The sequence below is a fragment of the Lentzea rhizosphaerae genome (assembly GCF_042649515.1).
GTDB lineage: Bacteria > Actinomycetota > Actinomycetes > Mycobacteriales > Pseudonocardiaceae > Lentzea > Lentzea aerocolonigenes.
In genome coordinates this window covers 245,148-271,968 of sequence record NZ_JBHRZI010000036.1, presented here as the reverse complement: position 1 = coordinate 271,968, position 26,821 = coordinate 245,148, and the positions used below count along the sequence as shown (strand labels likewise).

17 protein-coding genes are annotated in these 26,821 nt (G+C 69.9%); 6 read left to right on the top strand and 11 right to left on the bottom strand.

What is annotated here, in order from left to right:
• Positions 1-3: 3 nt before the first annotated feature.
• From ACFOWZ_RS38850 to ACFOWZ_RS38815, 8 genes are all read right to left on the bottom strand, one after another.
• Positions 4-1,989 carry a WD40 repeat domain-containing protein gene (locus ACFOWZ_RS38850; protein WP_382378954.1) on the bottom strand — a complete coding sequence of 662 codons (1,986 nt, stop codon included), beginning with the start codon at positions 1,987-1,989 and terminating at the stop codon, positions 4-6.
• Positions 1,986-4,028, bottom strand: coding sequence for a WD40 repeat domain-containing protein (locus ACFOWZ_RS38845; RefSeq protein WP_382378953.1), 2,043 nt, complete (start codon positions 4,026-4,028; stop codon positions 1,986-1,988). Before ACFOWZ_RS38845 ends, ACFOWZ_RS38850 begins: the two co-directional genes overlap by 4 nt.
• The gene (locus ACFOWZ_RS38840) at positions 4,025-7,438 is read right to left on the bottom strand and encodes a hypothetical protein (protein ID WP_382378952.1); all 3,414 of its coding nucleotides are present in this window, start codon (positions 7,436-7,438) and stop codon (positions 4,025-4,027) included. Before ACFOWZ_RS38840 ends, ACFOWZ_RS38845 begins: the two co-directional genes overlap by 4 nt.
• Complete coding sequence (locus tag ACFOWZ_RS38835) at positions 7,435-12,096, bottom strand: WD40 repeat domain-containing protein (RefSeq protein WP_382378951.1); 4,662 nt, start codon at positions 12,094-12,096, stop codon at positions 7,435-7,437. Before ACFOWZ_RS38835 ends, ACFOWZ_RS38840 begins: the two co-directional genes overlap by 4 nt.
• Positions 12,097-12,334: 238 nt before the next feature.
• Positions 12,335-14,719: a bifunctional salicylyl-CoA 5-hydroxylase/oxidoreductase gene (locus tag ACFOWZ_RS38830; RefSeq protein ID WP_382378950.1), complete on the bottom strand. Its 2,385-nt coding sequence runs from the start codon at positions 14,717-14,719 to the stop codon at positions 12,335-12,337.
• A complete protein-coding gene (locus ACFOWZ_RS38825; RefSeq protein WP_382378949.1) occupies positions 14,716-16,302 on the bottom strand; it encodes an AMP-binding protein in 1,587 nt (528 codons plus the stop codon). The genes ACFOWZ_RS38830 and ACFOWZ_RS38825 overlap by 4 nt, the downstream gene beginning before the upstream one ends.
• 38 nt (positions 16,303-16,340) lie before the next feature.
• Entirely contained in the window at positions 16,341-17,237 is an 897-nt protein-coding gene (locus tag ACFOWZ_RS38820) for an acyl-CoA thioesterase (protein ID WP_382378948.1), read from the bottom strand.
• The gene (locus ACFOWZ_RS38815; RefSeq protein ID WP_382378947.1) at positions 17,234-17,716 is read right to left on the bottom strand and encodes a cupin domain-containing protein; all 483 of its coding nucleotides are present in this window, start codon (positions 17,714-17,716) and stop codon (positions 17,234-17,236) included. Before ACFOWZ_RS38815 ends, ACFOWZ_RS38820 begins: the two co-directional genes overlap by 4 nt.
• A 40-nt stretch (positions 17,717-17,756) precedes the next feature.
• Between ACFOWZ_RS38815 and ACFOWZ_RS38810 the strand changes: the two genes are divergently transcribed.
• The 3 genes from ACFOWZ_RS38810 to ACFOWZ_RS38800 are packed head-to-tail and all read left to right on the top strand — an operon-like array spanning position 17,757 to position 19,923.
• Positions 17,757-18,173 carry a RidA family protein gene (locus ACFOWZ_RS38810; protein ID WP_382378946.1) on the top strand — a complete coding sequence of 139 codons (417 nt, stop codon included), beginning with the start codon at positions 17,757-17,759 and terminating at the stop codon, positions 18,171-18,173.
• Between the two features lie 41 nt (positions 18,174-18,214).
• Positions 18,215-19,066 carry a fumarylacetoacetate hydrolase family protein gene (locus ACFOWZ_RS38805; protein WP_382378945.1) on the top strand — a complete coding sequence of 284 codons (852 nt, stop codon included), beginning with the start codon at positions 18,215-18,217 and terminating at the stop codon, positions 19,064-19,066.
• Positions 19,063-19,923, top strand: coding sequence for a PaaX family transcriptional regulator (locus tag ACFOWZ_RS38800; protein ID WP_382379030.1), 861 nt, complete (start codon positions 19,063-19,065; stop codon positions 19,921-19,923). Before ACFOWZ_RS38805 ends, ACFOWZ_RS38800 begins: the two co-directional genes overlap by 4 nt.
• A gap of 76 nt (positions 19,924-19,999) precedes the next feature.
• Here the strand turns inward: ACFOWZ_RS38800 and ACFOWZ_RS38795 are convergent, their stop codons facing one another.
• Entirely contained in the window at positions 20,000-21,145 is a 1,146-nt protein-coding gene (locus ACFOWZ_RS38795) for a hypothetical protein (RefSeq protein WP_382378944.1), read from the bottom strand.
• 259 nt (positions 21,146-21,404) lie between these two features.
• Between ACFOWZ_RS38795 and ACFOWZ_RS38790 the strand changes: the two genes are divergently transcribed.
• A complete protein-coding gene (locus tag ACFOWZ_RS38790) occupies positions 21,405-22,517 on the top strand; it encodes a DUF3068 domain-containing protein (RefSeq protein WP_382378943.1) in 1,113 nt (370 codons plus the stop codon).
• Here the strand turns inward: ACFOWZ_RS38790 and ACFOWZ_RS38785 are convergent.
• Positions 22,502-23,629, bottom strand: coding sequence for a hypothetical protein (locus tag ACFOWZ_RS38785; protein WP_382378942.1), 1,128 nt, complete (start codon positions 23,627-23,629; stop codon positions 22,502-22,504). The two genes, ACFOWZ_RS38790 and ACFOWZ_RS38785, sit on opposite strands and share 16 nt — an antisense overlap.
• 238 nt (positions 23,630-23,867) lie before the next feature.
• Between ACFOWZ_RS38785 and ACFOWZ_RS38780 the strand changes: the two genes are divergently transcribed.
• Positions 23,868-24,824 carry a DUF3068 domain-containing protein gene (locus ACFOWZ_RS38780; protein WP_382378941.1) on the top strand — a complete coding sequence of 319 codons (957 nt, stop codon included), beginning with the start codon at positions 23,868-23,870 and terminating at the stop codon, positions 24,822-24,824.
• On the opposite strand, the gene ACFOWZ_RS38775 is transcribed toward ACFOWZ_RS38780, so the two are convergent.
• Entirely contained in the window at positions 24,821-25,435 is a 615-nt protein-coding gene (locus tag ACFOWZ_RS38775) for a class I SAM-dependent methyltransferase (protein WP_382378940.1), read from the bottom strand. The genes ACFOWZ_RS38780 and ACFOWZ_RS38775 overlap by 4 nt on opposite strands.
• 210 nt (positions 25,436-25,645) lie before the next feature.
• Here ACFOWZ_RS38775 and ACFOWZ_RS38770 point away from each other — a divergent pair, with 210 nt between their 5' ends.
• Positions 25,646-26,812, top strand: coding sequence for a glycosyltransferase family 4 protein (locus tag ACFOWZ_RS38770; RefSeq protein WP_382378939.1), 1,167 nt, complete (start codon positions 25,646-25,648; stop codon positions 26,810-26,812).
• Positions 26,813-26,821 lie beyond the last annotated feature (9 nt).

Below are 26,821 nucleotides of genomic sequence, written 5' to 3'. Positions count from 1 at the left end.
CTCTCACAACGGGATCGTGCTGAACGTTCGGACGTGCTCGTCGTCGCACGCGGTGGCCAGCACCGTGCCGTCGGCGCTGTGGGCGAGGTGCCGCACGACAGCCGGATGGGCGATGCGACCGGCCGGCGCGCCGTCCGGGTCGACGACCGACACCAGGCCGGACTCGGTCGCGATCGCCAGCGACCGGTCGGGGTGGAAGCTCAGCGCCGTGACCGGGCTGGTCTGAGGAAACGTGTGCAGCAGCACGCCGGTGGCGTTCCACAGCCGGACGGCCTGTTCCGCGCCCGCGGTCGCGAGTGTGCCGTCCGCGCTGATCGCCACCGCCACGACGTCGCTGGGGTGCGTGACCTGGCGCAGTGTCGTGCCGGTGGCCGCGTCGACGACCCGCGCCGTGCCGTCCGTGACGCCGACGGCCAGCAGGTCGCCGCTGAACGCGATCCCGGACGCCTTGCCGTTGGGGTGGGAGATCCGGTGCAGTTCGGTGCCGTCGCGCAGGTCGAGGATTCTCGTGACGTGGTCGTTGCAGGCCGTCGCCACGTGGTGCGCGCCCAACGCGACGGCTGTGACCGACTGCGGGTGCAGGTGAATCCACAATGGACTCTGTTGCGCTGGATCAGCGCCAGCGTCGAGGGCGTACAGACGGGCGGTGCGGTCGGCGCACGCCACGGCGACCCGCTGGCCGCTGGTGGCGACGTCGTTCACCGCGCCACCGAGCGTCGCCGCCCAGACCGGCACGCCCTTCTCGGCGGTGAACACGTGCACCAGCCGCGCGGTGCTGCCCGTGACGACGTGCTGACCGTCGTCGCTCATCGCGATCGAGGTCAGCTTGCCCGTGTGCGATCGTTCCATCAGCACCGCGCCGGTCGTGGCGTCGACAGCGGTCGCGGTGGACGCGTCGTCTGCCGCAGCGGCCCGTCCGGCACCTGCCGCGACCTGGAAGATCTTGCCGCGCACCCGCCGTCGGGACAGTTCCAGCTGCCGGGTGTCGTAGAGCCTGAGGAACCCGTTTCCGCCCGCGGCCAGCTGGGAGCCGTCAGGACTGTGGGCGAACGCGCGCACGGGATCGCGGACGTCCTGCCACAGCACCGCACCCGTGCGCGTGTCGAGCACAGCGAGACCCTGCTCCTCCGATTCAGCGCAGAACTCGCGGTTCGTGGCGAGGCGGTTGCCGTTCGGGCTGAACGAGACCGGGCGGGTGAAGTTGGAGTCCAGGGTGCCGTACTCGGTCAGGCACACCCGCTGGCCGTCGTCGACCCGGCAGACGGCGATTCCGCGCATCAGCAGCGCGGCGGTGGTTCGCCCGTCCGGGCTGATCCGCCGGGGCCGGATGCTGTCGAAGCTCACGGGGGCCAAGTCGAGCGTCGAGGTCGCCACGACCCCTCCGGTGCCCGGATCGACGAGCGTTGCCTGGCTGGCACGGCACAGCACCAGCCTGTTGTCGTCGCGGAACGCCATGGCCATCGGCACCGCGGTCACCGGAGTGGTCACGAGGACGGCACCGGTCGTGAGATTCCACAGGAGCAGGCGCGAGCTCTCAGCGACCGCGAGGGTCTTCGAGTCGGAGCTGAACGCGACCCTCGATGCGCCGTCGCCGACGTCGCGCACCACCTGCCCGGTCGCCGCGTCGACCAGCAACACCCGAGAGGAACCGGTCTCGTGCACCAGGAAGCGTCCGTCCGGGCTGAAGAGGACGTCCGCGGTTCCGGCCAGGTCGAAGATCGTGTCGCCGGTCGAGCCGACCAGCAGCTTCACCCGGCCCGTCGACTCGGACACCGCGACGCGTCCGTCCGCCCGGACCGCCGCACCGGTCACCCCTCGGTCACCGGAAACGTGCCACCGCACCGATCCTGTGGAGGCGTCGACGCGCACGACCCCGCCGGTCGGTGGGGCGGCGCCCACGACGAGCCACTGGCCCGACGGGTGCCAGGCGACGACGCCGCTCTGGAACGGCAGTGCCACCTCGGTCCGCACCACCGCCACCGCGGTCACGGCGGGCCCGCGGCGAAGACCCGGACGACGTCGTCCTCGCACGCGGTCGCCAGCAAGGCGCCGTCCGCGCTGAAGGCGAAGTCCCGCACCGGTTTCGGGTGCCGCAGCACCACCAGGTCCTGTCCGGTCCGCACATCGCTCACCACGACCGTCGGTCCGCCGGAAGCCACGCACAGCCCCGTGCCACCCGCCGCGAAACCCAGGCTCGTCACCGGACTGGTCGTGGTCACCCTGCGCACTTCGACCGGTTGCGCGGTGATGTCGTGGACCAGCACGAGGTTGTCTGCCCACGCGGTCGCGAGCAACGTCCCGTCCTGGCTCACAGCGACCAGGGAGCAGGCGAAGTTGCGGGTGACGCGGGTCCGCACGGCCAGCGCGACGGGGTCGACGATCGTGACTGCGCCGTCCTCGTTCGCGGTGACCAGCACGGAACCGAACGCGAGGCCGAACACCTTGCCGTCGCCCTCGACCGACATCACCTCGGCGCCGGTTTCGGCGTTGAACAACCGCGTCCTGCGGTCGACGCATCCGGTGGCCACCCACCGTCCGTCGGGACTGATCGCGACACGGGTGACGGTCTGCGGATGGGTCACCGGGTTCGCCCACCGGGCGCCGCCGTCGAGGCTGCGCAGCAACCGGGCCGTCCGTCCACTCGCGACAGCGATCCACTCCCCCGCGGTCCCGCCGACCGCGAGCCCGTTGACCACGCCGATCTGCTCTACCTTCCACGACCGGTCGCCGACGACGGAGAACAGCCGCGCGCCGCTCGTTCCGCCGACCACGACCGACTGGCTGTGGTCGGCGAACCCGAGCGCGGACACACCGCCCGGCACAGGTTTGCGCGCCACGGGCACACCGCTCTCGGCGGCGAGCACGGTCACCGAGGAGTTGTCGTCGGCCACCGCGACGAACGGAGTCCCTGCCGGTGACATCTCGATCACCGTGATGGCGCCGACCTTCTGACGGGACACTTCGAGACCGGTCTCGTGGATGCGCACGAACCCGGTCAGGTCGGCGTTGGCACCGCACGCGGCGATCCGCGTGCCGTCCGGGCTGAACTCGACGTCGCGCACCCGGTCGGACGTGGTGGCCTGCCACAGCGGGGTTCCCGTGGCCGCGTCCAGCACGACGAAACCGGCGATCGACGGGTTGCCGACGGTCTGGTTCACCGCCATCCGCCGCAGGTCGGGGCTGAAGACGACCTTGCTCGCCTCCGGCACGTCGGCCAGCGCTGCGAACCGCGGTTTGCCGTCGTCCACCCGGTACAGGCCGACGCCCGGCTCGACCACGCCCGCCACCCACCGCGAGTCCGGGGTGAACACCACCCCGCCCACCTGGAGTTCGGGATGGGGCCGCACCTCGGGCCCCGGCACGATGTCGGGGAACGCGTAGAGCCGGATCGTCCCGTCCCAGCACCCCGCCGCGAGCCACTTCCCGTCCGGGCTGAAGGCCACGTTCAGGGTGCCGCGGTCGATCGCCACGACGCCCATGCCCTGGGGGTTGTCAAGGTCGACCAACGCGATGCCGGCGCCTCCTGGCGCGGCGATCCAGCGCGAGTCGGGGCTGAACACCACCTGGGCGCGGCCGCTCTGCCACTCCCACGGACCGAGCTGCTGCCCGGTGGCGACGTCGGCGGCCCAGAGGATCTGCCGCATCCCGTGGAACACGTCGGTGCCCCACCACGCCGCGCGCCGCCCGTTCGCGCTGAAGGCCGTGCTCTCCGCCCAGATGCCCTGGAACCCGAACCGCAGCGTGCCGTTCTGCGCGTTCACCACACCGGTCATCGCGCCCGCGACCGCGATCGACTGGCCGTCCGGGCTGAAGGCGACGTCGTGGACCGGGCCGCAGTTCGTCACCGACCAGCCCGGCGGGCCCGGTTCCGCGGACAGCGTGCTGAGCACGCCGACGGTGTTGAAGTCACCGATCCACGCGCCTGGCTGCGCGGCGCCGATCGCCACCTGCGAGGAGTCCGGCGCCCACGACACCCTGGATCCCGGCTGGGTCAGGGCCGTCGCGTTGACCTGTCGTCCGGCGCTCATGACTGCCACTCCGCGGGGATCAGGACCGTGTCCACGAACACGGTGCGCTGGGTCAGGTCCTTCGGGACGTCGGTGTTCGCGACACCGGGGAGGTTCTCGGACTCGCACAGCCGCAACCGCACCCGGCCGGACTGCGGCAACGTGAGCGGCGGGATGGTGCCGTCAGCGGCGCGGACGACGGTGTTCACCCTGCGCCACGCGGACACGGCCGGGTCGTCGGAGACCAGGTCCAGCTTCTCCGCGTCGATCCCGGCGGGACAGCTCTCCAGCACGACCTCGAGCCGGTTGAGCGGTGTCGGCGAGACCCCGCTGACCGTGACGCGCACCTGGTTGCCGTTGCGCTCGACGACAACGCGCCGGTCGGGCATCACCGGAACGGTGTCAGCACTGACCACAGTGGACAGTTGCAGCCCGGTGATGCTGTCCGGCTGGTAGCGGGCGACGACGAGGCTGACGAACGGGTGGTAGGACTGACCGGTAGAGGGCAGGGACAGCTCGACGTCGGCGTGCCAGCGGTCTCCGTTCGGCGAGACGGGATACGGCACCACGGTCACCGGCTGGCCGGTCTCGGGCAACGTCAGCTGTGTGATCACGCCGGGCGTGCGGAACCAGTCCGCCGGCGTGACCGTCGCGACGGAAGGCGTGCCGAACAACGGATCGCGGCCCGTCCTCGTGCCGCCCGGTCCGACGATCACCGCGAGCTGTTCCCCCTCACCGGTCTCGAACCACGGCCGCCCGACCTCGACGCGCAGTCGTTGCCCCAGGCGCGTGTGCTCGATCCGGTTGGGGCTCGGCCGGGTGCGCTGCCACCGGAACGCGGGCGTCACACCAAGCACGGCGGGCGGGGTGGGCCGTGCGGACGACAGGACGTTCACCCGCCCCTGGGTCACCCTCGCCTCGAACGCGCTCTGGGGCTCGCTTTCCTTGAAATACTCCCGGAAACGGCTCAGCGCGTTCAACGTATAGGTGATCCAGCGGTGCTTGGTGTCGCCGAACTCGTGCCGCACCGGCACGCGCGTGACCGGGTCGTCGCTGCGGGCGATGGTCTCGCTGTGCAGGTGCTCGACGACCACCTGCCGTCCGCCGGGACCTGCCTGTGCGCCGACGTCCTCGAACTCGGTCCACGTCGCGGAGATGTCGAGCCGCCCGGTGCTGTCGGTGTCGAGGCCTTCCTTCGGGAAGACCGCGTTGAGGACAGCCGTGGTGTCGTGGTGGGCACGGGTGACGTCGAGTGGCGTGGTCCAGCGCGGGTCGGCGAGCGGGCGTTTCACCGCGTGCACGACCAGGATCCGGCGTGGCGGGGTGACCACGGGGTTGCGGCCGCGTTTGGTGTCGTCGGGTGAGATCGGCGGGTTCGCCGCCAGGAAGTCTCGGATCGCCAGGTGGTTCTCCAGCTCTCCGTCTATTGTGGACGAAAGTTCGACAACGGCCTGCTCCGCCTTGGCGAGGGTGAGTTCGAGCGTGTTGGCGTCCCGCCAGCGCAGTGTCACCGGGACCGACGGGTCGGTGTGCGCGGCGAGTTTCACGACCTTCGGCTTGCGGTCGGGCCAGCGCGGCACCCAGTCGCTGTCGTCGCCGAGTGGCTCGGGTGGTCCGCCGGGTGCCTTGGGGACGTGGGCCATGACGCCGTTCGCGACCGGGTCGGGCAGTCCGGTTCCTGTTGCGTCGGCGTGCATCGCCCGTTGGGCCAGCGCGAAGGACTGTTCGTCGGTCAGCGCGTCCAGCATGCGGTGTTGCTCGACGAGGGTGAACGACACGGTCGGCGGGTGCAGCTCCCGCGTCTCGGTGAGCGGGTAGTCCGGGTCGTCGGCGTGGAGCTGTTCCGGGGTGCGGTCGCGGTCGCTGCGGACCACCATCCGGTCGAGCGCGGCGCCTGCGGCGAACGTGGCGGGACCGCGCAACGCGGGCGGCTGCACGGGGTCGTGCCTGCGGTAGGTGACGCTCGCGCTGGCCGCCGCGTTGCCGTCCAGCTCGGTGAGCCCGAGGCCGCCGCCCGCCATGTCGGCGACGCGCACGCGCAGCTGGTAGCGGTCGGCGAACCGCAGCGCGGGCAGCCGCCCTGGCGGGATCGCGAAGTTCCAGCCGAAGTCGAACGGCAGCGGGTGCTCGGGGTTGCGCGCGGGACCCGGTGTGTCCGCGCGCAGGTTCGGCCGGGGCAGCGTGAGGCTCCAGCCGTCCCAGCGCAGCACGACCTCGTCGGCCCGCAGCACCCCGTCGGCGCCGCGCACGGCCGCGAACGGCTTCATGTGCCCTTCCTCGCGTCCGGCGGCGAGATCGATGCCGTTGACGCTGTATTTCGCGTCGCGTTCGCACACCGACCGCCACGCCGAGCCTTCGCGCCGCACGTCCACGCGGTAGCCGAGCACGAGGTCGTCCGCGGTCAGCTCGGCGTCGGCCATCGAGTCCGCGGCCTGGTGCAGGTCGCCGAGGTGCAGCCGGTTCGCGAAGTCCGCCTGCCGTCCGGGCCGCAGCACCGCGAACCCGGCCGAGCGGATCGACGGCATCGTGGCGTGCTGCGGCGGGTTCTTCGCGTTGTCGTGCGCGGCCTGGCGCAGCCCGCCGACCACCCCGTCGACGTCGAACGTCGAGATCGCCCACCGGCCGGGTTCTGGTGGGGCGGTCGGGTCGGTGAGCGAACGGGAGTCCGACAGGTCCAGCACACCGGCGCGGATCCCGGACGCCGTGCCCGGCGTGGCGGCGGGGCGGAAGACCGTGTCGGTCAGCTCGTAGCGCGTCCACGGCGAGGTGACCAGCGCCCGCAGGAACGGCGGGTCGACGCACCGCACGGACAGCGCCCGGCCGCCGGTCGGTGCGCCCAGCTTGAGGTCCGCGACGTCGACCAGCAGCTCGAACACCAGCCCCAGCTCCAGCAGGACGGCCGGGTGCTCACGCAGTGTCGAGACGGTGCGGTGGAAGTCCGGTGCTGCGGGAACGGGCGGCTCGACCGCGGTCGGCGGCGCTGTGGGGAGCGGCGCGGCCCAGCCCGCGATCTCGCGGCGGATCAACGCGTCCGTGCCACCGGGGTCGTTCTTCGCGCCCTCGCGCGTGACGGCGCGGAACGTCTCGGCGGCCTTGCGCGCGTCCTGGAACGTGCCCGACACCGTTGGCGGGGGCACGGTCTTCTGCTCCCACTCGTTGACCAGTCCCGCGTCGCCGCCGAAGAACGCGGTCCACACGTTCGACCGCGCGCGAGCGACGTGCTCGATCCGGTGCGTGCCAACGGCTTCTCCGGCCGAGGTGCGGGTGCGCAGCTGGAAACCCGCGTCGTTGACGAGGGTGGACGGCCAGTCGTCGAGCCCGAAGTCGCTGATGCTGCCGGCCGCGAGTCGTGGCACGACGAGCACGCGGATCGAGGCTTTGCCGGTCGGCCTGAGGCCGTTGGGGACCGCCACCCACAACAGCTCGCTCATGGCCTCACCTCGAACATCCGCACCACGTGGTCGTCGCACCCCGTCACGACACCTGGCCCGAACGCCAGGCACCGCACCGGTCTCGGGTGGATCAACCGGCCGATCTCGCTGCCGCTCACCGGATCCAGCACCCGTGCCACCGGGTGCTCGGTCGCCACCACGAGAGCGCCGTCCGCGTCGAACCCGAGCGCGGTCACCGGTGCGGCGGGGGTGAACCTGTGCAGCGGGGTGCCGTCGGTCCGCCACACGCGGACGTCCGGTCCCGCCGTGGCGACCAGCGATCCGTCGCTGTTCACCGCCACCAGGCCGACCGGGCCGTCGTGCTCGATCCGGCGCCGGTTCCCGCCGGTGATCACGCTCGCGCTGCCGTCGTCGCTGGCGCTCGCGATGGTCCCGTTCGCGCTCGCGGCCAGCGCTCGGATCCGCGCGTCGTGCTCGAACTCGTGCCGCACAGCGCCCGTGGCCAGGTCGAGCACGCGGATCCGGCGGTCCTGCGCGGCGGTGGCCACGAAGTCGGGACCGGTCACGACGTGCGTGACCGCCGCGGGGTGCTGCTGCGCCCACCGGGGCTGGTGGTCGTCCACGCTGTCCGCCGCCTCCTGGTCGAACAGCCGCGCGAACCGGTCGTTGCTCGCGGTGGCGACGAACCCGTCCTGGCTGAACGCCACGGCGTTGACCGGCCCACGGTGCTTCGCCACCCAGCGCTTCTCCGTGCCGAGGTCGAAGTGGCGGCACCGACCGTCGGTGTTGCCCGTCACGACTCCTCTGCCGTCGGGGCTGACCGCGACCGAGGTGATCACCCCGGAGTGCACGCGTTCGAGCAGCAGACCGTTCTCGCGGAAGACCGTCAGAACCGCCTCTTCGCGGGTCGACACCGCCGCCACGACGCCCGCCGCGGTGGCCACGGCCGTCACCGGACCGCCGCAGTCCTGGCGCGCCCGCACGGCGTTGCCGGTCTCGTAGACCCGCACGAAGTCCACCCCGCACGCGACGACCCGCGCCCCGTCGCCGCTGAACGCCAGGTCGGTGACCGGCTGCCGGTCCTGCCACACCACCGCACCGGTCCGCGTGTCCAGCACCGTCACACCAGAGCGCAGGCCGATGGTGTTGACCGCGAACTCACCGCCGTCGGGCCGGAACGACATGGCCGTTGTGGCCGGAATCGACGGCAAATTCATCCCGGCCAGCGTCTGTCCACTTGCGACATCGATGAGGTTCACGACGTGCCTGAAGAGCCCGACCTGCGAGATGGACGCGAGGGCCCGCCCGTCAGGGCTGAAGCGGATGGTGTCGGCGGCTCGGTCGCTCGCCCTCCGCAGCTCGGGAGCGCTGACGCGAGACCGTTCGGTGATCACCCCGTCGACGAGCCGCGGCTCGTACTCGATGACCGTGGCGAACCGTCCGCTCGCCACGAGCACACCGCCGTCCTCGGTGAACGCGCAGGCCGACGCGAACCCGTCGTGCTCGTTCATCTGCCACACCACCGCTCCGGACCGGCTGTCCACCAACGAAGGCGTGCCCGTGCAGAGCTGGGCCGAGTCGGCGCTGAAGACCGGTGACGCGAGGCAGCGACCCTGCCGGTGCAGCAGGGCTCCGGAATCGGCGTCGAGCACCAACACCGCGTCGCTGAGAACACCGAGCAGCTTCGAGTCAGGGCTGAACCCCGGGCGTCCCTGACCGGGCACGCTCCACCGCAGTTGTCCGGTCTCGGCGTCGAGAACGCAGAGGCGCGCGTCGCCGGTGCCCACCGCGATCCGCTTCCCGTCGGGCGACACCGCGATCTCCAGACACCACAGTTCGTCGACCCGCCAGCGCTCCTGACCGGTCTGGGCGTCCAGCACGGTGAGCCCGAGCGGGTCGTTGCCGAGGCGGCCGGCACCGACCGCGACCCACCGGTCGTCCGGGCTCCACACGACCCGGCCGGCCGCGTGCGCCACGGCGGTGTGGAACACGACGCGGAACTCGTGCGGTGGCGTGGTTTCCGCTTGCACGGCAAGCATGATCTGGTTGTCGTTGCCGGACTCGTCGGCGAACGCGGCCCGGTACTCCCGCCACTGCGCCAGCGCGTCGAAGGCAGCCACGTCGTCCAGCGGGTGCATCCGGGTGCCGCTCCCGCCCGCCAGCACCCACTCACCGCTGTCCAGCTCGACGCTGTCCGACCACAGCGTCAGGTCGATCTCGATCACCAGCGTCGCCCGGCCGACCAGTGCCTTGCGCTGCGCGTGGTAGGTCATCGACAGGCACAGCTCGATCGACACCGAGATCAGCCCGAGCACCTCGACGCACCCGCCGATGCGCAGGTACCCGGTCAGCGTCACCGCTCCCCCGCGTTCGAGCGCGAACCGGACCCCGCCCAGCGCGTGGACCTCACCGGACGCGATGACGAAGTCCACCGCGACGAACGCGCCGAACTCCAGTGCGATCTCGAACAGCCGCAGCCCGTCCCGGTCGAGCTCGATCTCGACGTACCCGCCGCCGCCGAACATCATGACGCTGAGCTGGAACGGGTTGGCGCGGCTCGCGAACCCCAGCGCGACCACGACCGGTCCACCGGTGAACGGGATGTCGATGCGTGCCGAGAAAGCGATGTTGCGCATCACGAACACACCGGCCGCGATCGGCGCCAGCGGTAGCGCGTACCGGACCCTGATCCCGGTCGGCGACACGTCGAGCAGCTTGCCCGCCGCGCCGAAGTCGACCGCGTCCTGGAGCTTCTCCAGCAGCTGCAACGCCCCCAGGAACTCGGCCTTCACCCCGCGCACGTCCACCGAGGGCGCGCTGCCGCCGCGCTGGGTGAACTTCATCTCGGCGAACGTCAGCCGCAGCACGGCCTTCGGGCCGGGTGGCAGCTCGAACGCGAAGTCCTTGACCGTGCACACCCTCTCGTTCGTGCCGACGTCGAGGTCGAGCCGCGCCGACGGCCGCGCGACGAACGGCCCGACCGACTTGAGCGTCACGTCGGTCCACCGCAACCGGATCTCCGGCGGCGACCCGGGAATCGGGACCGACGTGATCTGCGGCGGCCGTTTGAGCTGGTGCAGCAACGACTTCAGCGACATCCCCAGCAACGTCGCCGCGTCGGACGGGAACAGACTCGCGGGGTCGATCAGCCCGGTGGCCGGGTTCGGCAGCGCCTGCAGGCTGACGGGCCCGAGCGTGCGCGAGATGGCGTTGGTGGCGTACTTCAACGCGACCAGCCCACCGGACTTGTCCGCGTTGCGGGAGAAGTCGATGTCCCGCCCCTGCGCGGGCAGCATCTCCAGCAGAACGTCCTCGGCCGCGCTCTGCAGGTACTTCGGCGCGAACCGCACCTTCGACACCGCGTTGTCATTCCGCAACACCCGCAACGCCGGCAGCGCCACCTCGAGCTCGGTCAGCACCGGCCGATACCCGTCACGCACCTCACCGAGCCCGCCCACGGTGATCGAGTGCACCTCGTGCACATCACCCGCGGCCCGCTGCGGCGCCTTGACCAGATCCAGCACCGCCCCCGGCAACGCCGCCCTGCTCGTCCCGTAGTCGGCCGCGAGCCGCCGCGCGAGCTCCGGACTGGCCAGCGTGTCGACCGCGGGCCGCCGGTCCTCGACGAACAGCAACGGCAACCTGAAGCTCACCCCACCGGCCCGCACCCCGAACTGCACCACCTGCCCGGTGAGCGTGGTGGGCCAGAAGTGCGTGAGCACGTTCCCCGCACCCGGCAACGCGGTGGTGAAGTGGTTGGGTGACGCCAAATCCGTTATAGAGGCCGTCGTGATCTCCACGTCCCCCAACGGAAACCCGCGCCGCACCACACCGTCACTCGGCGCGCGCCTCACCGGTTCGACCACGGTCAACACCCGCGTCGCCCGCACGACAGCCGCCCCACCCGCCGCCGCGTCGAACGTCCTGGTGAACACCTGCACGAACTGCGCCCGGTGCCCCAACGGGTAGAGCACGCCCCGCGCCAACGTGCGCACGTGCATGTCCCGGCCGAGCACGGCGTGGTGCTCCCACTCGAAGTTGGGCCACGTCCCAACCACGTCGAGCGTGCCCCCAACGGTGCTGAGCTCGAGCCGCTTCACCGCCGCGGGCTTCTGGTTGCTCTCGTCGAACACCCGCAACCGACCGTCGCGCGCCAACGTCAGCGAGTTGCCCGATGCGAACGCCGGGTCGGCCGTGTCCGCGCGCTGCCGGTCGCTGGCGCGCACCTGGTCGGCTGTCAGCCGGGTCCGCCACATCCCGCTGACCTCGGCGGACGTCACCGGGCTGACTGGGTGGCGGCACGCGACTGGGCCGGCTGGGCTGAGGAGCAGTCGCCACGGGAGCTCGACGGCCGCGGCGACCACGGGATTGGCCGCCAGTGCGGCGAGCACGCCCTGTGTGGTCAGCGGGATGCGCGTACCTGCGGGGACCTCGACGGTCACCTGGCTTCCTGCCGACAGCACGCCCCGCCAGCCGGGCACCGTGCCCCCGGCCCCGTTGGACAGCTGCACGGGGGCGGCGGAACCGGGCGGCGATGCCTCCTCGCCCACGTGCTGGGGCGGGAACAACACCTCCAGCCTGGCTCCGGCGGACGCGGTCAGCACCGGCACGCCGGATTCCGTCTCGCTCGTGAAATTGGACCACCGGACGCCGACGACGAGGTGGTCGTCGGGGCGCACGAGCAGGTGGGACGCCATCGGCCGACACCTCCGTCCACGGGAAGCGGGTCCCGGTGTAAGGGAGTCGGTGGTGGTATCCGGGTGTTACGCGCCGCCCGTTCGGATCTGCGGCACAACACCCGATCGGCCTAACCGCGCGGCCCGGCTCAGCCCTCCGTTGATCTCGGTCAGGCCGGTGCCCGGTATATCCGATATGAGTTGTCGGCGAGATGGATGAAGGGAACCTTCCTCCACCTGAGGTCGATGAAGTTTCCCTTCATCGAGGAACCACCACCGCCTCACGCCGCGGCACCCACCGCAGGTGCACGTTCCGATCCCCCTCCTCCGCCCGCAACAACGACAACCGCGGCCGCACCGCATCCGTCCGCGCCGAAGGCGGCTTCCGGCTCCCCGCCCGGTACTGCACAGGCCACTCCACCCGGTACTCCTGCTCAGCAGCCGCGTGCAGCGTCCAATGCGGGTCGTACAGGTGCGTCCGCCCGATCGCACAAAGATCCGCACGCCCAGCCAGCAAAATCGAGTTCACGTCGTCGTAAGACGCGATCGCCCCGACAGCGATCACCGCAGCACCGGTACCCGCCGCGACCTCGTGACGGATCCGGTCAGCGAACGGCGTCTGGTACGACCGCCCGTACGCCGGGCGCTCATCCGCCGTGACCTGCCCCGACGACACGTCGATGGCGTCGGCACCGGCCGCGATGAACGCGCGGGCGATCTCGACGGCGTCGTGTTCGGTGTTGCCGTCGGGGGCCCAGTCGGTGGCCGAGATGCGCACGATCATCGGGCGGTCGGCTGGCCACACCGCGCGGACCGCCTCGAACACCTCCAGCGGGTACCGCAGCCGGTTCTCCACACAGCCGCCGTACGCGTCGGTTCGCTGGTTCGCAAGAGGCGACAGGAACGACGACAGCAGGTAGCCGTGGGCGCAGTGCAGTTCGAGCAGGTCGAACCCACAAGAGGCACCGCGGCGCGCGGCGGCTGCGAACGAAGCCGTGATCTGGTCCATCTCGGCGCGGTCCAACTCGCGCGGGACCGGGGAGCCCGGACCGTACGGCAGGGGTGACGGGCCCACGACGGGCCAGTTGCCGTCGGGCAGCGGCTCGTCCATGCCCTCCCACATCAGGCGGGTCGAACCCTTGCGGCCCGAGTGGCCCAGTTGCAGGCCGATGCGGGCGGTGCTCCGCGTGTGGACGAACGACACGATTCGCTCCCACGAGTCGCGCTGCTCGTCGGTCCACAGGCCGGTGCAGCCCGGCGTGATCCGGCCCGATGCAGAGACGCACACCATTTCGGTCATCACCAGGCCCGCGCCGCCCATGGCCTTGGAACCCAGGTGCACCAGGTGGAAGTCACCCGGCACGCCGTCGACGGCGGAGTACATGTCCATCGGCGAGACGATCACGCGGTTCTTCAGCTGCAAACTCCCCAACCGGAACGGCTGGAACATCGCCGGCGCAACAGCCGAACACCCCTCCGAGGCCGCGAAAGCCGCGTCCACGCGGTCGGCGAACTCCGAGTCGCGGGTGCGGAGGTTGTCGTAGGTGATGCGGCGGGAGCGCGTCAGCAGGTTGAAGCAGAACCGGGTCGCCTCCTGGCCTGCGTACATGCCGATGTTCTCGAACCACTCCAGCGACGCCTGCGCGGCACGCTGCGTCGACAGCACGACCGGGCGGCGCTCGGCTTCGTAGGCGGTCAGCGCCGTTTCCACGTCGGGGTGTTCGTGCAGGCACGCGGCCAGCGCCAGCGAGTCCTCCATGGCGAGCTTGGTGCCGGAGCCGATCGAGAAGTGCGCGGTGTGGGCGGCGTCGCCGACGAGGACGAGGTTGCCGTCGTGCCAACGCTCGTTGCGCACGGTGGTGAAGCTCAGCCACTTCGAGTTGTTCGCGAACACCTCGTGGCCGGCCAACTCCTCGGCGAACAGCGAACGGATCCGGTCGACGGCACGCTCGTCGGACTCACCCGGCGCGAACTCCTCGAACGTGTCGAAACCCGCCCGGCGCCACACGTCCTCGTGCATCTCGACGATGAACGTCGACCCGGTGTCGGAGTAGGGATAACCGTGGACCTGCACGGTCCCCCACTCGGTGTCCTTGATGAAGAACTGGAACGCCTCGAACACCAGGTCCGTGCCCAGCCACATGTACTTGTTGTTCCGACGGTCCAAAGTGGTCCGGAAAACATCCGCAAAGGACTGTCGCACCAACGAGTTGACGCCGTCCGCCCCGACCACCAGATCGTGAGCACCGCGCAGGAACGAGACATCCGGCGCGGGCGTCGAGAAGTGCACCACCACGCCGAGATCGCGGCACCGCTGCTGCAACAGGGCGAGCAGCTCCTTGCGGCTCATCGCGGCAAATCCCTGCCCGCCAACGGTGTGGGTCTCGCCGCCGTAGTGGATGTCGATGTCGGTCCACCGCGCGAACCGGCGCGTCATCGCGTCGGCGAACTCCGGGTCGGCGTTCTCGATGCCGCCGAGGGTCTCGTCGGAGAACACCACGCCGAAGCCGAACGTGTCGTCCGGCGCGTTGCGTTCCCAGACGGTGATGTCGTGCGCGGGGTCGAGCTGCTTCATCAGCGCGGCGAAGTACAGGCCGCCCGGCCCGCCGCCGACGACGGCGATCTTCTTGGCAGCGATCTTCACGCGGGCACCTCGTCCTCGACGATCTTGCGGAGCGCGAACCGCTGCAGCTTGCCGCTCGCGTTGCGCGGCAAGGCTTCCACGAACCGCACGTCGCGCGGGTACTTGTAGGGGGCGATGGTCCGCTTCACGTGGTCCTGGATCTCCTCGGCCTTCGCGGCGTCGCCCTCGACGCCCTCCCGCAGCACCACGAACGCGCACACGACCGAGCCGCGTTCGTCGTCGGGTTTGGCGACGACGGCGGACTCCACCACGTCGGGGTGGGTGTCGACGGCCTCCTCCACCTCGGGGCCGCCGATGTTGTAGCCGGAAGAGACGATCATGTGGTCGCTGCGGGCGTGGTAGTGGAAGTAGCCGTCGGAGTCCCGGTGGAAGACGTCGCCGGTGACGTTCCAGCCGTTGACCACGTAGTCCTTCTGGCGTTCGTCGTCGAGGTAGCGGCAGCCGACCGGGCCGATCACGCCGAGGCGTCCCGGAACGCCTGGGCCGAGTTCGAGACCGTCGGGGTCGAGCACGGTGGCGCGGTAGCCCGGCACGGGCTTCCCGGTGGAGCCGGGACGGATGTCGTCACCGGCGGCGGAGATGAAGATGTGCAACAACTCCGTGGCACCGATCCCGTCGATCACCCGCAGGCCGAGCCGGTCGCGCAGCCGTTCCCACGTCTGCAACGGGATGTGCTCCCCTGCTGACACCGCGGTCCGCAGACCCTTGAGCTTGACGTCGGCGCCGTCGCGCAGGATCGCCTTGTACGCGGTCGGTGCGGTCGCGAGCACGGTGACTCCGTGCTGTGCCACCAGATCCGCGACCTGCGCGGGCGTGGCGGCCTCGGTCAGCAGGGCGCAGGCACCGGCGCGCAACGGGAACACCACGAGCATGCCCAGGCCGAACGTGAACGCGAACGGCGCCGTGCAGGCGACGAGGTCGTCCGGGTTCAGCCGCAGCACGTGCCGGCCGAACGTGTTGTCGATCGACAGGACGTCGCGGTGGAAGTGCATGGTGATCTTCGGCGACCCGGTGCTCCCGGACGTGGGCGCCAGCAACGCCACGTCGTCGGCGGCGGTGTCCACGGCGGTGAACTCCCCCGGCTTGCCGGCACAACGCGCCGCGAGGTCGTCGTAACCCACTACCGTCAAAGACGGAAGGGCTTCGACGTCCTCGATGAACCTGTTGTCCACCAACGCGATCGTCGGACGCGTCCGCTCCACGATCGGCGCGAGCTCACGGGTGCGCAGTGCGGCCATGGTCGTCACCAGGACACCACCGGCCTTCAGCACTCCGAGCCAGGCGGCCACCGTCCACGGGTTGTTGGGCGACCGCAGCAGAACCCGTTGTCCCGGCACGAGACCGAGGTCCTCGACCAGGACGTGCGCCACCTGGTTCGCGCGGGTGAGCAGGTCGCCGTAGGACCACACCTCCCCCGACGGCGTGCGCAACGCCGGGCGGTCCGGTCCGAACCGCGCCGCCGGGACGTCGATCAGTTCGGTGGCGGCGTTGAGACGGTCCGGGTACTGCAGCTCCGGCGTCGTGAACTCGATCGCCGGCCACAGCGCCGCCGGTGGGAGATGATCACGAGCGAAGGTGTCCATGGTCAGTCCTTCCGCGGGCGGCGGGTCAGGCAGTGACGTCAAGCGGGGCGGATCATGCCCTCCTGGGCAACGGTGGCGAGGTGGCGCTGGTCGCGGGTGAAGAACCGGCCGGTGCCGAGCCCTCGCCCCGCATCGGCGGCGACCGCCTCCTGCACGTAGAGCAACCAGTCGTCGACCGGTGCCTCGCGGTGGAACCACATGGCGTGGTCGAGGCTCGCGGTGACCAGTCCCGGCTGCGCCCACGGCAGGTCGAGCACCCGCAGGATCGGCTCCAGGATCGTGTAGTCGCACATGTACGCCAGTGCGGCCAGGTCGCGTTGGGCGTCGGTCAGGCCCTCGACCGGGCGCAACGCGTCGAACGGCTTGAGCCACACCGCCTGGTGCGGCACCCGCTCGCCCTCGACCGAGAGGTAGACGGGACCGGGCACGTGCCGCATGTCGAAGCTGCGACCGGCGGACCAGTAGGCCTTCGACTCCCCGGTCATCGTGCCGCCGCTGCGTCCGGCGAGGTACTCCGCCGAACTGGGCAGCGTCTCCGGATCGGGCAGCCCTTCGGTGAACGCGGCCTGGAAGCTGCCACCCGGCTCCCCGGCGGCGAAGTTCGCCAGGCAGACGTAGAGAGGCTTGCCGTTCTGGTAGCCGCGGACCTGACGGGTGCTGTAGCCCCGGCCGTCGCGCAACAGCTCCACCTCGTACCGCACCTGCGCGCCGATGTCGGCCGGGCGCAGGAAGTAGCTGTGCATCGAGTGCAACGTCTTGCCGTCGGTCACCGAACGCATCGCCGCGGCAGCCGCGGCGGCGACGAGGTCTCCCCCGTAGGCCTTGGGCCAAGGACAGGGCTGGGTGACGGCGGTGAACGCCAGGTCGAAGTGCTCCGGATCGGCCTTCTCCAACGCGATGGCCTGCGTGAAGATCGCGGAGGTCCCGGCCGTCATCGGGTCAGCCAGTCGCGCAGGTCCTCGTCCAGGACGTCGTCGAGGTTGACGACGATGTTCTCCGGAGTGCGCGTCGTCATCCACGTGAGCGGCTTCGTGCGCGAGAGGTTGCACTCGATGTGCGGCATGAACGGCGGCACGAACACCCAGTCGCCCTCCTCCATGTCGACGTAGTCCTCGAACTTCTCGCCGAAGTAGATCCGCGCCCGTCCCGACAGGACGTACCCGCCGGTCTCGGCCTCGCCGTGGTGGTGGGTGACCGAGCGGTAGCCGGGCTCGTTGCTGACCTTGCCGAACCACAGCCTGCGGGCCGGCGTGTGCTGGATGCTCACGCCGGAGATCCGCACCGCGCCACCGGAGTCGGCGGTGTCCGGGTTCTCCGCGCCACCCCGCGTCACCACCGGGGCGACGAGGCCGCTGGGCAGCCGGTACATCGAGTTGTCGCCTTCGAGCTGGTACTTGCTCAAGTCGGGCTCCATATCTCGTATTCTTCACGACCGTCAGATAGTGTCAATACGCATGAGGCCTGTAGCAGTGAATCCGGCGAGTCTTCCGGCACCGAGCGGCTACTCCCACGGCACGCTCGTGGGCACCACGCTGCACCTGGGCGGGCAGACGGCGACCGACGCCGACATGAAGATCGTTCCCGGCGGCATCGTCGAGCAGTTCCGCCAGGCGTTCGGCAACGTGCTCACCACGTTGCGCGAGGTTGGAGGCCAGCCGGAAGACCTGGTCAGCATCACGATCTACCTCACGGACATCCCGGACTACCAGGCGCACGGCAAGGAGATCGGCAAGGTGTGGCGCGAGCTCGCCGGACCCGTCTACCCGGCCATGGCGGGCATCGGCTGCACCGGGCTGTGGCAACCGGACGCCCTCATCGAGATCCTCGGCGTCGCGGTCATCCCGGAAGACCGCCTGGTCACGCCCAGCTGAATCGATAGCGTTTTCATGATCAGCGAAATGGAGACGCCATAGTGAAGCTCGCTTCTCTCACCGTCGACGGTGTCCGCCGCGCCGGTCTCGTGGACGCCGCCGAGCAGTCGATCACGCTGCTGGACACGACCGTCGACGACGTCGTGCGGGGCGGACCGACGGGTGCCCGCGGCGAGGTGCTGCCGCTCTCGCAGGCCCGGCTCGAGTCGCCGTTGCACCGCTTCAACCGCGACGTCCTGTGCACCGGCTGGAACTACCTCGACCACTTCCTCGAGTCATCAGGCAAGCGCGAGGGGCAGGGCCCCGCCGAGATGCCGCTGCGCCCGACGTTCTTCACCAAGGGTCCGGACACGGTCATCGGCCCGTCCGACGACATCGCCTACGACCCGGACATCTCCCAGAAGTGGGACTACGAAGCCGAGATCGCCGTGGTCATCGGGCGCGACGGCCGTTCGATCCCCGAGGAGAAGGCGCTCGACCACGTCTTCGGCTTCCTCGTCGCCAACGACGTCTCGCAGCGCGATCTCCAACGCGCGCACGGCGGGCAGTGGCTCAAGGGCAAGAGCATCGACGCCACCATGCCGCTCGGACCGTGGATCACCACACCCGACGAAGTGGACCTCGCGGACATGCAGGTGCAGTGCGAGGTCAACGGCGTGCTGCTGCAGAACGCCTCCAGCGCGCAGATGGCGTTCTCGTTCACCCGGATCATCGCCGAGCTCAGCCACGGCATGACCCTGCGCGCCGGAGACGTGATCCTCACCGGCACGCCCAGCGGCATCGGCAGCGCCCGCGAGCCGCAGATCTTCCTCCGCGACGGCGACGTGGTGGTGACTCGTGTGAGCGGGCTGGGCGAGCTGCGCAACACTGTCACCCTGACGGAACTCAGCTGACCGAGGAGAGGGCCCTGAACGTCGCGCTGACCACAGAACCGACGGCTGCCACCGGGCGCGACCGGCTCGGCCCGCTCATCGTCACGATCTTCGGCCTCTACGCCCGCGGCGAGGACAACTGGCTCTCCGTGGCGTCCGTCGTGCAGCTCATGGCGGACCTCGGCGTGGAGGGCCAGGCCGTGCGGTCGTCGATCTCCCGGCTGAAGCGCCGCGGCGTGGTCCGCAGCGACCGCCGCGACGGCGCCGCGGGGTACGCCCTGTCCGAGCAGACCCTGGAGACGCTCGCGGAAGGCGACGCCCGGATCTTCGAACGCCGGCGTGCGACCGCCGACGACGGGTGGCTCGTGGTCGTGTTCTCCGTGCCCGAGTCCGAACGGGAGAAGCGCCACGAGCTCCGCACCAGCCTGACCCAGCTCGGCTTCGGCACGGCGGCGCCGGGGGTGTGGGTCGCGCCGGGCAACCTCGCCGCGGAGACCCGGCGGACCCTGGAACGCCGCGGGCTGGCCGAGTACGTGGACATCTTCACCGGCCGGCACTTCGCGTTCGGGGACCTGCGGTCGAAGGTGCGCGCGTGGTGGGACCTCGACGAGCTGGCCGACCTGTACACGGACTTCCTGCGCCGCCACCGGCCCGAGCTCGACATCAGCGTGACGACCCCGGAGCAGGCCTTCCAGATCTACGTGCCGATGCTGACCCAGTGGCGCCGCCTGCCCTACAGCGACCCCGGCCTCCCCCTGGCGCTGCTGCCTCCCGGATGGAACGGCGTCACCGCGGAAGCGTTGTTCGAGGAGCTCAACACCACGCTGAGCGCACCGGCACGCGAGCACGCCCTGTCCGTGATCCACGGCCAGCCCTGACCCGCACCGGCTCTCGATGAACGGCGCTTTTGTCCACCTGACGTGGACAAAAGCGCCGTTCATCGTTCTCAGGCAATCACCAGATGGAGTAGGAGGCGATCACCGCGCGGAGGCGGAGCGGGCTCGTGCCGGGCACGTCGGTGTAGCCGACGGCGAAGACCCTGTCGGTGCCGGGAACCGCCGCGATGGCGTTGTAGGCCGTGCCTGAGGCGTACGGCGGCGCCGGCGTGGTCGCCCACGCGCCCGACGCGTAGGTGTTGAAGGCGGCCAGCGGCATCATGTTGCCGATCACCCACGGAGTGCCCGACCTGCTGATCGCGACACCGGGCACGCGTGGCGCGTTCAGCCCGCCGATCTGCTGCCAGGTGGTGCCGTCACCGCGCACGATCACGTTGCCGGAGCCCATGCCGCCGGAGTCACCCACCGCCCAGATGTCCTTCGAGGACCTGCCGTCGAGCGACTGGAAGGCCGTCTGCTGGCTCCCCGCGACCTGGATCGCGCGCCACGCGGTGCCGTTCCAGTGGAACAGCAGCGGACCGGCGAACCCGTTCCACATGCCGTTGCCCGCCGCCCAGACGTCGTTCGGCGCGAACGCCTTCACAGCGTTGACGGTGCAGAAGTTCACGATGCCGCCGCCGTTCACGCACTCGGCCGGTGCCTGGTGCTCGGTCCAGGACTGACCGTTCCACTCGTGGAACACCGGCCTGTTGTCCCGGTACCCGACGAGCCAGGCCCGTCCGTCCACAACGGACAGATCCCGGATGCTCAGCGTGCTCGGCGTCGCACCGGCCGGGTAGGGCACCTGGCTCCACGCCGAACCGTCGTAGCGGTACACGAAGTGCGTGTTGTCGCCGGGGTCGTGCGCCGTCAGCGAGCCCGTCACCCAGACGTTGTTCACGGACGACGCCGCCACGTGACGGAGGGACACCTTGCCCTGCACGGCGGGAACCGAGCTGCGCGACCAACCGATCCCGTCCCACTTCAGGATCAGCGGATCACCGGTCGTGTACTGCTGCTCCGGGTCGTAGCCCTCGACACCGACGGCCCAGGCGTGAGCGGAGTCGGCCGCGGCCACGTCCCTGAGGACGCTCGTCATCGTTGTCTGCGGGATCGACGCCAGCCGCCAGGCGGGCGACGGCCTGGCATCGGCCGGACCGGACAGAACAGCGGAAGCGGCGACCCCCACCGACAGCGCGGCGGTCAACCGTCTGCGAACACCCATGCATACCCCCAAGAAATCGCTATGCCCAGGACAGTCGCGTCGGATCATGCATGACCGCGGCCGGGAAACCAGGGGTTCGCGGGCACATTGGTACGGATGCGCGGCGATCGTGACGCCGCCGCGACGGCACTTAAACCCGAACGAGATTCGGGTTAGTCTTGTGATCTGGTTCACTCCGGAGTACAACTGAACGCACGGTTACCGGAAAGCGCGCCTCACGGGACTTACCTCCCTGCCAACCGAATAGTTGTGAGGACTCGTGCGAACCGCAGTCTTAGCCGCCCTGCTCGGACTGGGTGCGTTCGCTGTCGCCACCGGACTGGTGCTGCAGCTGCACACCCACCCCTACCTCGCCAAGTTGCAGCACAACATCGACAACGTCTCGGTCTCCTCCGGCGAAGGCGTCACGGCGATCGTCTATCCGCCGAACGGGCTTCCCGAGATACGCCACAACCTCAGCGTCACGGCCACGACGCACGTCGAGGGCGACCTCTCGGCGCCGGAGGTCAAGCAGAACGGTGACGTCACCGTCTGGAAGCGGTCGACGATCGTCAAGGAGGGCAGGGACGACCTCGTCCTCAGCGCCGAGGTGCGCCGGATCTGCATCGACCGCCGCACCGGCGAGGCCGTCGCGCCGTGCCACGGCGAGTTCTACGAGACCGAGCAGGGCAAGCGGACGATCGGCCAGGGCGCCAAACCGCTGCACCCCGGGCTCAACTTCGTGTTCCCGTTCGGCACCGAGAAGCGCGACTACCGTTGGTACGACACGGTTCTCAAGGAGCCGGTCCCGATCCACTTCGCCGGCGAGCAGCTGTTGCAGGGACTCGACGTCTACCGGTTCGTGCACACGATCGAACCGAGGGAGCTGGGTAATTTCCAGGTGCCCGGTTCCATGATCGGCAGCTCGGAGTCCTCCGTGGACGTCACGCAGTACTACGGCGTCACCCGCACGTTGCTGGTCGAGCCCGAGACCGGGGCGGTGCTGTCGCTGCGCGAGGACATCAAGCAGGAGCTGCGCACGGTGACGCAGCGCGAGGGCGAGGGGACCTACGCGTTCGACGGCGAGCTCGGACTCACGCCGGCCTCGGTCACCGCGAACGTCGACGAGGTCAAGAAGAACCGGCCGCTGCTGTTCATGATCACCACGCTGCCGACGATCCTGTGGGTGTCCGGTGCCGTGCTGATCGCGGCCGCGCTCGTCCTGCTGCTGCTCCACCGCCGGGGTTTCCTCGTTGCCGGAGTGGCGCTGGTGATCGGCGCGTGCCTCGGTGCCGGCACGACCTACTGGGTCACCAACGCCAGCGACCCGGACAGCTCGCTCGACCTGAAGAACGTCGTGTCCTCCACGAACGTCGACTACGGCCTGCGGTGAACTTCCTCTTCCTCCTCGATGATCCGGGCGACGCCGAGCAGCGCGCCCTCCGCCGCCGGGACCGCGATGACGGTCACCGGCAGCGGGTTGCCGTCGGCGTCCCAGCTCGCCCGCACCGACACGGCCGGATAGCCGCTGACCCTCCACAGCGGTGCGAACGGCGTCGTGGCGCCGTTGCGCACCAGCACGCCGCCGGGCAGCGCCATCGTCTCGGCCGGGCCGGTGTAGCCGGGCGTCACGAGCACGTCGACGCCCGCGAACATCTGGTCCAGCATCACGCGTTCCGCAGCCCTCAGCGACCGGCACAGGCCCCGGAACGGCGTCGGCACGACCTTGCCGAGCAGTTCGAGCTCACGCCTGCCCGCGGTCAGGTGGGGCGCCAGCAGGAGCCGCGACTCGCTGGCGAGGTGCGGGTCGTGGTCGACGACCTCGTTGGCGTGCATCGACAACAGGGCGGCGACGTCCTCGACGGCCCGTCGCATGGGTGCGCGTGTGCGCGTTGTCATCGAGACACCACGCAACGACACACCGATCCGCAGTGGACGATCAGAGGGCTTGGCCTGCCAGCCGAGTCCGGTGAGGACGTGCGACACGTCGGTCACACTCCTGGCCAGAACACCGGCCCCGCCGGACGCCTCGTAACCGACGACGCCCGCGGCACCGGCCGGAACCCGGCCCGCACCGGGCGCGCGGCGCGCCAGCACGGCGGACACCACACCCGACGAGACGGCGACCGCGGTGCCGGACACCCGAGGGTCGAGCAGCGTGGCGGGCAGTGCCGGCGAGGGGTTGCGATGTCTTTCGGCGGCAGACGTCCGTCCCACCACGACGGCACCGGCGGCGGTCAGCACGCCGGAAGCCGAGTGCGGCAAGGAATCCTCGACCGCGAGCGGCAGGCCGAGCAGGGCGCCGCGCTCGCCGCGGGCCAGCCGCCGATCGGCCTCCTCGGCACTGCGCCGAGCGGCGGCCAAATCGACATCTGTGAAAACCTCGCGCAGGGAGCCGAGCCGATGTTCCGTCGTCGCAAGGAGTTCTGCTGCGGTGGTCGTACCGCTGGCGAGCAGCCGGGCCTGGTCGGCTGCTCCGGGATAGCACACAGGGGTTTCTGCCACGTGTCTCTTCCTCCGGCATCGTCGCCGATGAGTCAGGAGCTGGTTCTTTCAGCTGCTACCCGTTGGACAGCAGGGGTTGCGCCGAACGGCTCTGCGTTGCGGCGCCCGAGTAGCTGCTTTCGTCACGCGGACCGATCAAGATGACTTCTGTCACCCCACCCAGGGGGTTGCGCAGAGGTTACTGTCCGGTAGTTTGCACGCCACTGTGACGTCCATCTCACGTCTATAAGGAGGACGGGTGCGACGTGTCGCGAGCCTCGTACTAGTAGCACTGGGCATCTTTTCGTTGGCGCTCGGAGCAGTGCTGCGTTTCTACGTGTACCCCGAGCTCGCCGTCGTGCCGCTCGACCAGAAGGTGGAATCCGTTGCGGAAGGTGCCGCGAAGGTGTTCTACCCCAAGGATCTCGTCGTCAAGAACGCTCAGCTCACGGCCACTCGCAAGGTCGAGAGCAACCGGGTGCTGCCGGACGGCAAGTCGGGCGGCAACGTCATGGTGTGGGACTCGGGTCTGGTCGTCACCGACTCGAACAACCAGCTGGTCTCCGCGATGGAGCACCGGGTGTGCCTCGACCGGCACACGAACATGGCGCTCGACAAGTGCAGCCAGCAGTACGTGACGGACGAGGAGAAGGGCCCCACCCCCGCTGACAAGGCGGTGCGCCAGGAGGGTCTGAACTACAAGTTCCCGTTCGCCACCGAGGCGAAGGACTACGAGTACTTCGACACGACCCTGCGCAAGGCGACGACGGCGCGGTACGAGGGCACGGACGAGATCGGCGGGCTGCAGGTCTACAAGTTCGTCCAGAAGATCCCGTCGACCAAGTTCCGCGACCAGGAGGTGCCCGGTTCGCTGGTGAACAGCACCGAGGCGTCGGTCAAGGCGGAACGCCGCTACTCGAACACCCGAACCATGTGGGTGGAGCCGAAGAGCGGAATCATCGTCAAGGGTTCGGAACAGCAGCGGCAGGTGCTGGTCGGGCCTGACGGCAAAGAAGGCACGGTGCTGCTCGAAGGCACTTTGACCTTCACCGAGAAAACGGTCAAGGAATCGGTCGCCCGCGCCACCGAGGCGCGCGACAAATTGACCCTGATCAGCAGCACCGGGCCGATTGTTCTGGCTTCCCTCGGAGCACTGCTCCTGCTGGCCGGAATTCTGCTCGGCGTGTTCGCGCGGCGGCCCAGGCACGTCGCCTAGGCACGTCGCCTGAGCACCACCACGAAGTTCCACGAGGCGACCTCCCGGACCCCCGGCACGCGGGTGATCCACTTCGCCCACCACGGGTGGTACCGGGGGAACGTCTCGACCACGTCGGCAACGGTCTGGCGGTGAGCCCACCGCTGGACCGCTCCGACGCTCACCGGGAACAGGGAAGTACCGAAGTAGTTCTTCGGCGGTTTGCCGTTGCGGTGCTCGTAGCGTCGTCGCGCGTAGTCACCGCCGAGGAAGTGCCAGGGCGCGGTCTCGTGGCCGCCCCAGGGTGACCACCAGGGCGTGTACGACATGAAGATCGTGCCTCCAGGCCTGGTCACGCGCACCATCTCGGCGAGCATCAGCCACGGGTCGTCGACGTGCTCGAGGACGTTGGACGAGTAGCAGACGTCCACCGAACCGTCACGGAACGGAAGCGCCGTCCCGCTGGCGCGGATCATCCCGGGGTCGGGCTCGCCGCGGGCGGAGAGCTCACCGACGTCCGGGTCGAGACCCACGTAGCGGGCGCCGGCCGCGCGGAACGCCTCGGCGAAGTAGCCGGGCCCGCCGCCGACGTCCAGCACGACGGCACCCCGCAGAGGCACGTAAGAGGACACCTGACCGACCGAGTCGTCGGCCAGGATCGAGTAGAAGTGGTCGGGGTCGGACTGTTCTTTCAGAAATGCGCGAAAAAGCCGAACAGAGCGCTTGAAAGTTGGCTTGTGCGAACTTTCTCGGGCCGAAACTGAACCGATCTCGACCATTGCCATCCCCTGTATTCCGTCTACGATGACTACTTGGCGGTAACCTAGCACCCGGGAGAGTAGATGTCGCGTTGTCCCGATAACCGGCCGAGCATTCTGCTGGTGAATTGGCGCGACACCAGACACCCCGAAGGCGGTGGTTCCGAACGATACGTGGAACGCATCGCCGAAGGGCTGGCGCGGCTCGGTTACCGGGTCGCGATCCAGTGCGCCGACCACGGTCGCGCCCCGCTCGGCGACTGGGTCGCCGGCGTCCGCTTCCGCAGGCGCGGCAACAAGTTCACGGTCTACCTGCACGCCCTGCTCGCGATCCTGCGCTCCGACGCGGACGTGATCGTGGACGTGCAGAACGGCATGCCGTTCTTCAGCCGCCTGGTCGCGCGCTGCCCGGTCCTCGTGTTGGTGCACCACGTGCACCGCGAGCAGTGGCACAGCGCGCTCGGCCCGTTCTTCGGCCGCATCGGCTGGTGGATCGAGTCGTGGCTCGCACCCCGCCTGTACCGCAAGTGCCGCTACATCACCGTGTCCAACGTGACGCGCGACGAGCTCGGCCAGCTCGGCATCGAACTGCGCCGCACGGTCGTCGTCCCGAACGGACTCGACGCGCCACCTGCCGTCACCGCCCGGCGCACCGAGGCACCGGTCCTCGTCGCGGTCTCCAGGCTGGTGCCGCACAAGCGTTTGGAGCACGCGATCGACCTGGTCGCGCAGCTCCGTCCTCAGTGGCCGAACCTGCGGCTGGAGCTCGTCGGCGACGGACCGTGGAAGGAAGTCCTGACCCAGCACGCGATCGACCGCGGCGTCCAGGACAGCGTCGTCGTCCACGGCTGGGTCGACGAGCAGACCAAGCACGAGATCCTCGCCGGCGCCTGGGTGCACCTGTGCCCGTCGGTGAAGGAGGGCTGGGGCATCGTGATCATGGAGGCCGCGGCCCACGGCGTGCCCACTGTCGCGTACCGGTCCGCGGGCGGCGTGGCCGAGGCGATCGTGGAGCACGAGACCGGCCTGCTGGCCGAGGACTTCGACGACTTCGTCCGGCACACGGACACCCTGTTGCGGGACAAGCCGTTGCGCAAGGCCATGGGAGCGGCGGGGCGTCAGCGGGCGCAGCAGTTCTCGTGGGAGGAGAGCCTCGACGCGTTCGAGAGCGTGGTGCACAGCGCACTGCAGCTGCCGCGACGGCCCGTGACTCGCGAGCACCGGCTCACACAACAGGTCAACCAGACCTGACTGTTTTGG